Here is an 11,446-nt window from a genome sequence, read left to right on the forward strand (position 1 = left end):
GATCAGAAGGCGGGGCCGCGCGTCGCGGCGCCGCGGCCGATCTTGCGGAGCTTGGCGGACAACTGTGTCTGCGTTTCGAGTTCGCGCTGCCAGAGTTCGTAGCCCGCGTCGCTGGGATGAAGGCCGTCTCGCGCACTCATGCGCTGGGGATGGCGCGCGAACGGATCATCCTCGCGCTCGCGGAACAGCGAGACATGCAGGGCGCCGTTGGCCTGCGCCTCGGCCGCGACGATGGCCTGCAGCCGGCGCGATTGGTAGGTCATCCACCAGTTCCACGGCGGAAGGAAGAACTTCGCACTGCCGAGGTTGCCCGGCGGCATGAACACCACCAGGTCGGCCCGCACCCGCGCGCGCTGGGCGACGCGCCGGATTCTGTCGCGCAGGGCCGCATCGCGCGTCATGCGGATGACGTCGTTGCCGCCGCCGACGACCAGCACGGCATCGAAGCGCTCGTCCCCTTTCAGCTGCGAGAGGAAGTCCTCGAACCTCGCGCCGGCATGGCCCCTGTTGACGACGGTCAGCCACGGGTTCGCCCGGCATAGCAGGCCCGGCAGGCTGCAGGCCGGGTCGGTAGCGCCCGTCCCTTCGGCGGTGCTGTCGCCGACCACGAGCAGGCGGGCGCCCTCGGGCCGCGCGAGCTTGTCGAAGGGGTGGCTCTTGCGTGCCAGGCGGGCCGATTCGCGCAGGCGAATGGCGGCATAGCCTGCGGTGGCGGCGGCCAGCCCGACCAGCACGGACAGGCCGGCGATAGCTGCAGTGTTGTGGCGTTTCACGCGCTTTCCTCGTCGAATGTCTCAAGCGTAAAGGTAGCGAGTTCGCCGGCGTGTAGGAAGCGGCCGAACGGCCAGCGTGCGCGCCGTGAAAGCGAGCACTGACACGGACCGCCCGGCTCTTCCTACCCACTGCGCAAGCGAGTTGGCAAACATGGGTTGCTCCAGATCAAAAGGAGCAACACCATGCCAAAGGGTGACAAGTCGTCGTACACGGGCAAGCAGAAGCGCCAGGCCGAGCACATCGAGAAGGGCTACGAGCATCGCGGCGTCGGTAAGGGTGAAGCGGAGCGCCGCGCCTGGGCGACCGTGAATGCGGAGACCGGCGGTGGCAAGAAGAGCAGCTCCGGCCGCGGCAAGGCCGAGAACCATGCGCCGGCCCACAAGGGCGGAAAGCTGGGCGGCGCGGCGTCCGCGTCGCGAAGTGCGGCAGAGCGTTCCGCTTCGGCGAAGAAGGCCGCGGCCACTCGCAAGCGCAACGCCGAGCACCGGAGCTGACCGGCGGCGCCGAGGCGCTTCTCCGCCGGATCAGGCGGGGTCGGCGTCCCAGCGCCTGGTGACTTCGGTGAGCTGAAGCTCGATCCGGAACAGGCGCTCGTTGAGGATCGCGGTCTGCAACCGCAGCGCCTCGATGATCGCGCGCGTCTGCGGATCGGGCGCGTTGTTCGATAGCTCCTGCAGTTCATGCAGCTTGTTGCGCAGTTCGTTGCTCATGTCGAAACTCCATCGGGGGGCATTGGAGCCATCGTAGGGCTTCAGGTCGTCGGGGCCAACTGCGCATGCACGCGCGGTGCCGGACTGAGCCAGAATCCGTGGCTCGTTCCTTCCGACCTCGCTCCATGAACCTTGCCGATTCCTTTGCGGACGTCACCCGTTTCGTCGCGATCCGCCGCGACATCCACGCCCATCCGGAGCTCGGCTTCGAAGAGCACCGCACTTCCGAAAAGGTGGCCAAGCTGCTGGAGGAATGGGGCATCGAGGTGCATCGCGGCATTGCCGGCACCGGTCTTGTCGGCGTGCTCCGTCGCGGCACTGGCACGCGCACCATCGGCCTGCGCGCGGACATGGATGCGTTGCCCTTGCACGAAGCGAACGAGTTCGCCCACAAATCCACCAACGCCGGCCGCATGCACGCGTGCGGCCACGACGGCCACACCGCCATGCTGCTGGCGGCCGCCTGGCACCTGGCGCAGAAGGGCAGCCAGTTCGACGGCACGGTTCACTTCATCTTCCAGCCGGCCGAGGAGATGGGCAAGGCGGGCGCGAAGAAGATGATCCAGGACGGCCTTTTCGAGCGCTTTCCGTGCGATGCGGTGTTTGCGCTGCACAACTTCCCTGTGGGCGACGTGGGGCGTTTCGCGCTCAACGAAGGCGCGCTCATGGCGTCGAGCAATACCTACAGGATCACCCTGCGCGGCCGCGGCACGCACGCCTCGATGCCGCATACCGGCATCGATCCGGTGGCGGCCGTCGTCACGCTCGCGCAGCAGTTGCAGACGATCGTGCCGCGCACCATCGCGAGCACCGAGCGCGCCCTGCTGGCCGTCACGCAGCTCCAGGGTTCGGACGCGCCCAACGTCATTCCCGATTCGGCCACGGTCGGCGGCACGGTGCGTACCTTCTCGATCGACGCACTCGACAAGATCGAGGCCCGCCTACGCACGGTCGCCGAGGGCGTGGCCGCTGCCCACGAGTGCACGGCGGAGATCATCTTCAACCGTGCGTCGCCGCCAATCGTCAACCATGCGGCCGAGGCCCGCTTCGCGGCGAGCGTGATGCGTGAAGTGGTGGGCGACGACATGGTGACCGACGACTTCCCGGCCGTGATGGGCGCGGAGGACTTCGCCCACATGCTGCAGGTACGACCGGGCTGCTATGCCTTCCTCGGCAATGGCGACGGCGACCATCGGCTCGACGGCCATGGGCCCGGGCCCTGCATCATCCACAACACCTCGTTCGACTTCAACGACGAGATCATCCCGATCGGTGCCAGCTACTTCGTGAAGCTGGTGGAGCGTTGGCTCCCGGTCGGCGCCGGCGCCTGATCCCCTCCACCGATACGGAAAGTGCTCTCAACGATGACGTTTCACTCCACACGACGTTCGGCCGTTCTCGCGGCAGCCAGCGCACTGGCGCTCGGGGCCGTGGGCCCTGCCCTTGCGCAGCAGCGCGTGATCCACATCGTCGTGCCCTTCGGCACGGGCGCGGTGCAGGACACGGTCGCGCGCGCCTTCAACAGCGAACTCGGCACCGCGCTCAACGCCGCGGTGATCGTCGAGAACCGCGCCGGCGCGGGCGGCACGGTGGGCGCGGCCATCGCGGCCAAGGCCCCGGCCGATGGCAATACGCTGGTGCTCGCGGCGGCCAGCCATCACATCGCGGGCTTTCTCTACAGCAAGCTGCCCTACGACCCGCTGAAGGACTTCGTGGGCGTCGCGAACATCGGCAACGCCGGCTACGTGCTGGCGGTGGCGGGCGACCTGAACGTGTCGAGCACGGCCGACTTCATCAAGCTGGTCAAGGCCAATCCGGGGATGTTCAACTACGCATCGGCCGGCAATGGCAGTGCCACGCACCTGGCGATGGCATCGTTCCTCGCCAAGGCGGGCCTGCACATGACGCACATCCCGACCAAGTCGACCGGCGAGGCTGTGAACGAAGTGCTCGCGGGCCGCGTTCAGGCGGTGATCTCGTCGAGCATCGGCGTGATCGGCTTCCAGAACGATCCCCGCATGAAACTGCTGGCCTCCACCGGCCAGGAGCGCAGTCCCTTCCTGCCGAACCTGCCGACTGTCGCGGAGAGCGGCCTGCCGGGCTACGCCTTCGATTCCTGGATCGGCCTGCTCGCGCCGGCGGGAACGCCCAAGGCGGAGGTCGACCGGCTCAACGCCGCGACCAACAAGGTGCTAGCGGATCCGGCGATCCAGGAGCGTTTCAAGCGCCTGGGCGTCGAGCCTCGCAGCCAGAGCGCCGAGGCGTTCCAGAAGCTGTTGCGCGCCGACTGGGATGCGATGGGCGCGGTGGTCAAGGCGTCGGGCGCGAAGGTCGACTGACGCCGTGCCGCCGCCCTAGCCGTGCGGACTTGCCGGCAAGGTCTTGAGGTACAGGAACAGTGCGCGCACGTCGGTGTCGCTCATCGCGCTGAGCGAGCCGAAGGGCATCACCTTCACCGGCGTGCCGTCGGGACGCTTGCCGCTCTTGAACATGGCGGCGAACGCGTCGGCATCGGCGTAGCGTGTCATCGCGGTGCCCTCGCCCGGCGTGAGATTGGCCGCGGCCGGCCAATCCGGTGGGCCGCCGGGAATCTTGCCCCCACTGAGCTTGGCGCCGTGGCAGCCCTGGCACATGTTGGCGACGTAGGCGCCGTGCGTCACGTTCACGCCGTCGGGCACGGGCTGCTCGGGCGGCCGCACGTGGTCGATCTTGGAGGCGGCATCCTGTATCAGGCCGAAGCCGTAGAAGGCGCGCACGGGCAGGGGCAGGTCGAGCACCGGGCCGCCCCCGGATGCGGGCGCCATGTGGCGCAGGTAGGCGACCAGCGAAGCCAGGTCGTCGTCGGTCAGGCGGTTGTAGTCCTCGCTGGGCATCACCATGAGCGCGTGGCCCTTCGGGTTGACGCCGTGGCGGATCGAACGCACCCAGTCCTCGGGCGTGTAGCCTGCGACGACGTTGCCCGGGCCGGGGCTGATATTGGGGCCTGCGATCCGCATGCCCTTCCCGTCGTCGACGAACACCGCGCCACCGCCCTTCGCGCCGTGACAGTCGACGCAGCCGCGCGATGCGAAGAGGTAGCGTCCCCGTTCGAGCGACGCGGCGTCATCGCGAAAGGGAACGCCTTGTACGGCGATGTCGACCTTGCGCTCCATCTTGTGGCGCGCCAATTGGTCGCCCGTGAAGAGTGCTGCCGCGGCGAGTGCAAGAAGTGCCACCAGCGCGACGACGATGCGCTTCAGCCAGCGCTTGCCGGCCGTCGTGCTCACGCCAGCACCTTCAGCGCAAGCGAGTAATGGCGCTCATTCATGGATTGAATGTTCAAAAAAATGCATGATGGCGTCAATTTTGAAGCAGCGTCAATATCACTTCTGCCGGGGGCCCTGGCCGAAAGTGTGTGGTGGCCGCGCGCGCAGCGGCCTGAGCGCGCTCAAGGGGCGGGCGTGTCGTCTAGCGGAGGACAGGCCCATCCGAGCAGTTCGGCGAGCCGCTGCACGATCCAGCGCCCTTCGACGCCCGAAACGCCCGCATCCGGCGATTCCAGGCCCGCAAGAATCCGGCGCAGGATTTCGCTCTCCGACGGCACTTCGGCGTGATGCAGGATCTGCGCGTGCTGCACCAGATGGTTGGCAAGGTCCTCGCAGACTTCGTAACGCTGGCGCACGACGGCGAGCGGCTCGCTCAGGCGCTGCCTGCCGTCGGTGAACACCGCGAAGAACGAGGGAGGATTGTCGATCTGGTAGTCGTCGGCCATGGTTCGGGACCATCCAAAGAAAAACGCGCCCGGAGGCGCGTTTTGGCTAGAAGAGGCAAAGCTCGGCGATCGCGAAGGCTATCAGCCGCCCTTCTTGGCCCGCTTGCCGGGGTTCTTCTTGCTGCGGGTCGCGGTGCCGCGTTCGAGGCTGACCTTCTGGCCGCCGCCCGACTTGGGAACGTTGTAGCCGGCCATCGGAACGGGCTTGGGGGTGGCAATGCGGTCTGCCTCGGTGCGGATTTTCTTGGGCATGGAAAGCTCGGTAAAAAGAATCGAAGGACGTAATTAAGCCACATCGTCGAGCAGCCGCACTTTGACGGACTTGCCCTTGACGCGGCCGGTGGAAAGCTTGTGCACGGCCTCGCGCGCAATGCGCCGGTCGACCGCCACATAGGTGGAGAACTCGTTGACGTTGATCTTGCCGACCTGCTCCTTGGCGAAGCCGGCTTCGCCGGTCAGCGCGCCGAGCACGTCGCCGGCCCGGATTTTCTCCTTGCGGCCACCGACGATCTGCAGGGTGGCCATGGGCGGCTGCAGGGGCGTCGGATCGCCGGCGAGTTCCGCCAACGGATGCCATTCGGATTCACGGCCTTGCAGTTGCTCGATTTTCCCGACGCTGCCCATCTCGTCCATGCTGGCGAGGCTGAGCGCCAGGCCTTCGGCATCGCCGCGGCCAGTGCGACCGATGCGGTGGATGTGGATCTCGGGGTCGGGCGTGACGTCGACGTTGATCACCGCTTCGAGCTGGGCGATGTCGAGGCCCCGTGCCGCCACGTCGGTGGCGACCAGCACGGAGCAGCTGCGATTCGCGAACTGCACCAGCACCTGGTCGCGCTCGCGTTGTTCGAGTTCGCCGAAGAGCGCCAGCGCGCTGAAACCTTGCGCCTGCAGTACCTGCACGAGGTCGCGGCATTGCTGCTTGGTATTGCAGAAGGCGAGCGTGCTGAGCGGGCGGAAGTGGTTCAGCAGCCGGCTCACCGTATGGAGACGTTCGCTGTCGTCCACCTCGTACCAACGCTGCCGGATCTTGGCTTCGTCATGCTGGGCCTGCACGGTGATCTGCTGCGGGCTCTTCATGAACTGCGCGCTCAGCTTGGCGATGCCTTCGGGGTAGGTGGCCGAGAAAAGCAGCGTCTGGCGCTCCTTGGGGCATAGCCGCGCGACCTTGGCGATGTCGTCGAAGAAGCCCATGTCGAGCATCCGGTCGGCCTCGTCGAGCACCAGCGTATTGAGGGCTTCGAGAGAGAGGCTGCCGCGATCGAGGTGGTCCATGATCCGGCCCGGCGTGCCGACCACGATGTGCGCGCCATGCTCGAGGCTGGCGAGCTGGCCGCGCAACGCGACACCGCCGCAGAGGGTGACGACCTTGACGTTTTCCTCGGCGCGCGCGAGACGGCGGATTTCCGTCGTCACCTGGTCGGCCAGTTCGCGGGTCGGGCACAGCACCATGGCCTGCACGGCGAAGCGCCGCGGATTGAGGTTGGCCAGCAATGCCAGGGCAAAGGCCGCTGTCTTGCCGCTACCGGTCTTGGCTTGCGCGATGAGGTCCTTGCCGAGCAGCGCCACGGGCAGGCTGGCCGCCTGGATCGGCGTCATCTGCAGATAGCCGAGCTGCGTCAGGTTCGCCAGCGTCTGTGGCGAAAGCGGCAGCGTGGCGAAGTCGGTGGCGGGACCGGTCACTGCGGGATTCAGCGGCGCTGCGAGTTGTTGCCGCCGCTGTTCACCGGCGGAGGACCGCGGCGTTCAAGGTGGCGGAACGTGATGCGGCCCTTCGTCAGGTCGTAGGGCGAAAGCTCCAGCGACACCTTGTCGCCCGCCAGGATGCGGATGTGGTGCTTGCGCATCTTGCCGCCGCTGTAGGCGATGAGTTGGTGGCCGTTGTCGAGCGTCACGCGGTAGCGCGAGTCAGGCAGGACTTCGGTCACTGCGCCGTTCATTTCGATCAGTTCTTCCTTGGGCATGAATTACCTTCTTGAATGGTTATCGTGATTGGATAGGAAAAAGGGGGGGCGGTTCAAGCGGCGCAGTGCACTCGCGGGGCCGTGCGTTCGCGCACCCAGCCCAGGCCCTGCTCGACGGCATAGCGCACGGCGGCGGCACGGTTTCCGAAGCTTGGGGTCAGGCGGATGACGCGATCGTGCGTGCCGCTTCCCTGGCCGGATCGGATCGATACGGAAGCCGCGAAGCGGCCGTCGTCCAGGTCCTTGATGAGCGGTGAGACGAGATACTTGCCCACTGCAATGCTGTGTTGAATGATGTCCATGAAAGCCTTGCACTCCGCGACGCCGCGTTGCGCTGAAAACAATTGAAAAAAACGAGCGCAGGCCGGCCGGAAAAGGCGCCCACCGGAGCGGACAGCGCGCTGTTCGCTTCAACAAGTACGAAGGCAGTGGTGGCAATCATGGGCGCCCGATCTGGCGCACCAACACACTGTGAGAGCCGGCTTGAAACAAAAGGGCCTGGAAACTCCAGGCCAGCCAGCGAATTGACGAAGTGCTTCGTCGTGGTATCGAAACGAACCCTTGATTCTAGCCGATCTGGCACGACAGTTGCTATTTCATTCGCGTGACAGCGCGACCCTCGGGCAATCGTCACCCATCGCCAGCGCATCGCATCGGTCCTCGCATCTTGCTGCCGGCGGAAGAGACCCGGACTTGCGAGCGCAGCGCTTGCGGCGCACCATGGAGTCCATCGTTCCAAGGAGCGCGGCCATGCAAGTGCAAGGATCACCTGATCGGTCTTCGCGGGGCTGGCTTTCAGGCGCGCGCGTTCGTTGGATCGGTTGCCTGCTGGCGAGCAGCGCCGCGCTCGTGTGCCTGCCGGTCGCTCCGGCCCCCAACTCACCGGAAAGCAAGTCCGCCAATGCGCAGATCCGGGCGCTCAAGCGTGCCGGCGATGCAGTCGTCGCCGTCAACGTCACCGCGACCGAAGGTGCCACCTCGGCCGACAGCCTGGGTCAGCGTCGTTCGGGTTCCGGCGTGGTCATCGGTTCCGACGGACTGATCCTCACCATTGGGTACCTGCTGCTCGAAGCCGAAACCATAGAGGTCATTACCCAGGATGAGCGTGTCCTGCCCGCACGCCAGGTGGCCTATGACATCGCGACCGGGTTCGGGCTGCTTCGCCCGCTGGTGCCGCTGCGAGGGGTCGAGCCCGTTCCGCTGGGGGGGGTGTCCACCCTGAAGGCCGGGCAACCCCTGCTCGTCGCCACCGGCAGCAGCAGCGGGACGGAGGTGGGTTTCACCCTCCTGGTCGGGACGCGACCGTTCTCGGGTTACTGGGAATATCACATTGAGGCCGCGATCTTCACCAGCCCGCCGGTGTCGAATCACAGCGGCGCATCGCTCTTCAACGCCAACGGCGAGTTGCTCGGCATCGGCAGCCTGTTCGTGCTGGAAGCCGAGGGGCCGGATCGGACCTTGCCCGGGAACATGTTCGTGCCGGTCGACCTTCTGCGGCCGGTGCTCGCTGAGATGGAGTCCACGGGGAGGAGTCGGGCCAGCATCCGGCCGTGGCTGGGCCTGTCGTCCTCGGAGCGCGGGGGGCACGTGGAAATCGTGCGGGTCGACCGCTCTGGGCCGGCGCTCGAGGCCGGCCTCCAGCCGGGCGATGTGGTGTTGGAGATCGACGGGATCCAGGTCACGACGCTCGAGGCCTTCTACAAGCAGCTATGGAAGCGTCCGGGCGCCGATGCGGATGTCGAGCTGACAGTGCAGCAGGGTTCGGAGGTGCGCAAGGTCAGGGTGCACGCGGTCGATCGCATGCAGACTCTGCGCAAACCCGAGGGGATCTAGAGCTCGCCCCAGGCTTCGCGCACTTCGTGTCGCTTCGCCTTCCCCCTGACCGGGGGCAACACCGGCGGACCGGCGGAGCCGGATCCGCGGTGTTTTGCGAACGGGCCTTGCTTCGCGGCCTTGTGCTCAGGCGATGCCTAGGGTCTTCTTGTTCGCTGCCGTGTCGACGCTGCCTGCCGCGAAGTCGTCGAAGGCGCGGTCGGCTACGCGGATGATGTGCTTGGCGATGAACTCGGCCCCTTCGCGGGCGCCGTCCTCGGGGTGCTTGAGGCAGCACTCCCATTCAAGCACTGCCCAGCCGGGGAAGTCGTAGGCGGCCATCTTCGAGAAGATGGCGCCGAAGTCGACCTGGCCGTCGCCCAGCGAGCGGAAGCGGCCGGCGCGGTTGAGCCAGGACTGGAAGCCGCCGTAGACGCCCTGCTTGCCGGTCGGGTTGAACTCGGCATCCTTCACGTGAAAGATCTTGATGCGCTCGTGGTAGTGGTCGATGTAGTCGAGGTAGTTGAGCTGCTGCAGCACGAAGTGGCTCGGGTCGTACAGCAGGCAGGCGCGGGGATGGTTGTTCACGCGGTCGAGGAACATCTCGTAGGTCACGCCATCGTGCAGGTCCTCGCCGGGATGGATCTCGTAGCAGACGTCGACGCCGGCCTCGTCGAAGCGGTCGAGGATCGGCTTCCAGCGTCGGGCGAGTTCGTCGAAGGCTTCCTCGATGAGGCCCGGTGGGCGCGGCGGCCACGAATACAGGTAGGGCCACGCCAGGGCGCCGGAGAAAGTGGCATGGGCCGTCAATCCGAGGTTGGCCGATGCCTGCGCGGCGTAGTGCAGCTGTTCGACGGCCCACTTCTGGCGCTTGACCGGGTCGTTGCGGACTTCGGGCGCGGCGAAGCCGTCAAAGCCAGCGTCGTAGGCCGGATGCACGGCAATCAACTGGCCTTGCAGATGGGTGGACAGTTCGGTGATCTCGAGCCCGTGCTGTGCGAGAGTGCCCTTCACTTCGTCGCAATAGGTCTTGCTCTCGGCAGCCTTCGCGAGATCGAAGATGCGGCCGTCCCAGCTCGGAATCTGCACGCCCTTATAGCCGAGCCCCGCGGCCCAGCCGGCGATGGCGTCGAGCGAATTGAATGGGGCAGTGTCGCCCGCGAACTGGGCCAGGAAAATGGCAGGTCCCTTGATGGTCTTCATCCGTTGTCTCCTTGTCGTTCGGTGCAAATGATGCACTCGTTTGCGCCGACGCAACGCAAGGCGCCGTCCGACACGCCCCATTGGTCGATGGTGTGTGCGCTCCGCGATGGAACAACTCACAATGGATCTCTTTCCAACCGGGGGCGACGCGGCTCGCGCGGCGGCCCGAAAGAGCGATGTCACAAACGGTTTCCGGGCGCCTGAAGATCGGCTTGTCCGCCTGCTTCTCCCACGCTGATCCTGCACGGTCCCTGTTCACGAACAAGACGCTGCAGTATGTGGAGCAGTCGATCGCCCACTGGTTGATGTCGGCCGGCGCGATGGTGGTCATGGTCCCCTGCCCCACCGGCGAGACGGCGCGCGGCGATACCAAGCTCTCCCACTACGCCGAATGGCTCGACGGTGTCGTGATGCACGGCGGCGCCGATGTCTGGCCCGGCAGCTACGGCGAGGTGCCGCTCAAGGACGCATGGATCGGCGACCGCGTCCGCGATCTCTACGACCTCGCGCTGGTCGAGGCCTTCGAGGAGGCCGGCAAGCCGATCTTCGGCGTGTGCCGCGGCTTGCAGTTGATCAACGTGGCCTTCGGCGGGACGCTCTACCAGGACATCGAGGCGCAGCATCCCAACGCGCAGCGGCACCGCGACCCGGTGACCTACGACCAGAATTTCCATGAGATCCGCGTCAGCCCCGGATCACGGCTTTCGAGTCTCTATCCCGGCATGGAGACGGCGCGGGTCAACAGCATTCACCACCAGGGGGTCAAGGATCTGGCGCCCGGCTTCGAGGTCGAGGCCTGGAGCCTTCCGGACCATGTGGCCGAGGCCATCCGTCGCCGTCCGGAGCGTGGGCGCAGCTACATCGCGGCCACGCAGTGGCATCCGGAGTTCCATCAGTACGGCGCGACCGATACGGTGGACGACACGGCCATCCTGCAGGACTTCCTGTGGGCTTGCGCGACCGCGAAGGTCAGTCCGCGCGGGCCGTTGCGCACCGCCCCCGGCCGCATCCGCAACCGGGCCGCGCGTCTGTTGCGCCAGGCGCTGCTGATGGGCTAGCGGCTCTGGTTCCTGGTGTGGCTCACGCCGGCATCGATCGTGCCGAACACGGTGATGCCGCTGCCACCGGTGTCGTCCGTGCTCGCCGAACCACCGCCGCGCGACGCGCAGCCGGCAAGGAGACATAGGGCGAGCGTGAACGAGATGGCGAAGAACTGCTTCATGTGAATCTCCCGA

Annotated in this window: 15 protein-coding genes; 5 read left to right on the forward strand and 10 right to left on the reverse strand. The window is 66.5% G+C overall.

The genetic code is table 11. From position 1 onward, the window contains the following. Positions 1-2: 2 nt before the first annotated feature. Positions 3-773, reverse strand: a complete 771-nt coding sequence (locus ACSFBL_RS18560; RefSeq protein WP_435517265.1) for an SGNH/GDSL hydrolase family protein — start codon at positions 771-773, stop codon at positions 3-5. Between the two features lie 183 nt (positions 774-956). Between ACSFBL_RS18560 and ACSFBL_RS18565 the strand changes: the two genes are divergently transcribed. Continuing rightward, entirely contained in the window at positions 957-1,268 is a 312-nt protein-coding gene (locus ACSFBL_RS18565; RefSeq protein ID WP_435517266.1) for a plasmid stabilization protein, read from the forward strand. Positions 1,269-1,298: 30 nt separating this feature from the next. Here the strand turns inward: ACSFBL_RS18565 and ACSFBL_RS18570 are convergent, their stop codons facing one another. Beyond that, on the reverse strand, positions 1,299-1,484 hold the full coding sequence (locus tag ACSFBL_RS18570) for a hypothetical protein (protein ID WP_435517267.1): 186 nt from the start codon (positions 1,482-1,484) through the stop codon (positions 1,299-1,301). A gap of 125 nt (positions 1,485-1,609) precedes the next feature. Between ACSFBL_RS18570 and ACSFBL_RS18575 the strand changes: the two genes are divergently transcribed. Together ACSFBL_RS18575 and ACSFBL_RS18580 are read left to right on the forward strand one after the other, a co-directional pair. Further along, complete coding sequence (locus ACSFBL_RS18575) at positions 1,610-2,815, forward strand: M20 aminoacylase family protein (RefSeq protein ID WP_435517268.1); 1,206 nt, start codon at positions 1,610-1,612, stop codon at positions 2,813-2,815. 33 nt (positions 2,816-2,848) lie between these two features. After that, positions 2,849-3,823 (forward strand): tripartite tricarboxylate transporter substrate-binding protein, encoded by a 975-nt coding sequence (locus tag ACSFBL_RS18580; RefSeq protein ID WP_435517269.1) that lies wholly within the window; start codon positions 2,849-2,851, stop codon positions 3,821-3,823. Between the two features lie 15 nt (positions 3,824-3,838). Here ACSFBL_RS18580 and ACSFBL_RS18585 read toward each other — a convergent pair whose 3' ends face one another. The 6 genes from ACSFBL_RS18585 to ACSFBL_RS18610 all read right to left on the reverse strand — a co-directional run bounded on the left by ACSFBL_RS18585 (position 3,839) and on the right by ACSFBL_RS18610 (position 7,498). Then, on the reverse strand, positions 3,839-4,750 hold the full coding sequence (locus tag ACSFBL_RS18585) for a c-type cytochrome (protein ID WP_435517270.1): 912 nt from the start codon (positions 4,748-4,750) through the stop codon (positions 3,839-3,841). 161 nt (positions 4,751-4,911) lie between these two features. Beyond that, positions 4,912-5,235: a hypothetical protein gene (locus tag ACSFBL_RS18590; protein ID WP_435517271.1), complete on the reverse strand. Its 324-nt coding sequence runs from the start codon at positions 5,233-5,235 to the stop codon at positions 4,912-4,914. Between the two features lie 81 nt (positions 5,236-5,316). After that, entirely contained in the window at positions 5,317-5,487 is a 171-nt protein-coding gene (locus ACSFBL_RS18595; RefSeq protein WP_286610847.1) for a hypothetical protein, read from the reverse strand. 33 nt (positions 5,488-5,520) lie between these two features. Further along, positions 5,521-6,915 (reverse strand): ATP-dependent RNA helicase DbpA, encoded by a 1,395-nt coding sequence (dbpA, locus tag ACSFBL_RS18600; protein ID WP_435517272.1) that lies wholly within the window; start codon positions 6,913-6,915, stop codon positions 5,521-5,523. Positions 6,916-6,923: 8 nt separating this feature from the next. Next, on the reverse strand, positions 6,924-7,196 hold the full coding sequence (gene infA / locus ACSFBL_RS18605) for a translation initiation factor IF-1 (RefSeq protein ID WP_286519699.1): 273 nt from the start codon (positions 7,194-7,196) through the stop codon (positions 6,924-6,926). A gap of 53 nt (positions 7,197-7,249) precedes the next feature. Then, the gene (locus ACSFBL_RS18610; RefSeq protein WP_435517273.1) at positions 7,250-7,498 is read right to left on the reverse strand and encodes a hypothetical protein; all 249 of its coding nucleotides are present in this window, start codon (positions 7,496-7,498) and stop codon (positions 7,250-7,252) included. 448 nt (positions 7,499-7,946) lie between these two features. Here ACSFBL_RS18610 and ACSFBL_RS18615 point away from each other — a divergent pair, with 448 nt between their 5' ends. After that, positions 7,947-9,029 carry a S1C family serine protease gene (locus ACSFBL_RS18615; protein ID WP_435517274.1) on the forward strand — a complete coding sequence of 361 codons (1,083 nt, stop codon included), beginning with the start codon at positions 7,947-7,949 and terminating at the stop codon, positions 9,027-9,029. Between the two features lie 126 nt (positions 9,030-9,155). Here the strand turns inward: ACSFBL_RS18615 and ACSFBL_RS18620 are convergent, their stop codons facing one another. After that, entirely contained in the window at positions 9,156-10,211 is a 1,056-nt protein-coding gene (locus ACSFBL_RS18620; RefSeq protein WP_435517275.1) for a sugar phosphate isomerase/epimerase family protein, read from the reverse strand. Positions 10,212-10,387: 176 nt separating this feature from the next. On the opposite strand from ACSFBL_RS18620, the gene ACSFBL_RS18625 reads away from it, so the two are divergent. After that, positions 10,388-11,269 carry a gamma-glutamyl-gamma-aminobutyrate hydrolase family protein gene (locus ACSFBL_RS18625; RefSeq protein ID WP_435517276.1) on the forward strand — a complete coding sequence of 294 codons (882 nt, stop codon included), beginning with the start codon at positions 10,388-10,390 and terminating at the stop codon, positions 11,267-11,269. Here ACSFBL_RS18625 and ACSFBL_RS18630 read toward each other — a convergent pair. Continuing rightward, on the reverse strand, positions 11,266-11,433 hold the full coding sequence (locus tag ACSFBL_RS18630; protein ID WP_435517277.1) for a hypothetical protein: 168 nt from the start codon (positions 11,431-11,433) through the stop codon (positions 11,266-11,268). The two genes, ACSFBL_RS18625 and ACSFBL_RS18630, sit on opposite strands and share 4 nt — an antisense overlap. Positions 11,434-11,446: the final 13 nt, after the last annotated feature.

It is taken from the genome of Variovorax glacialis, assembly GCF_051216375.1.
Lineage (GTDB): Bacteria > Pseudomonadota > Gammaproteobacteria > Burkholderiales > Burkholderiaceae_C > Variovorax.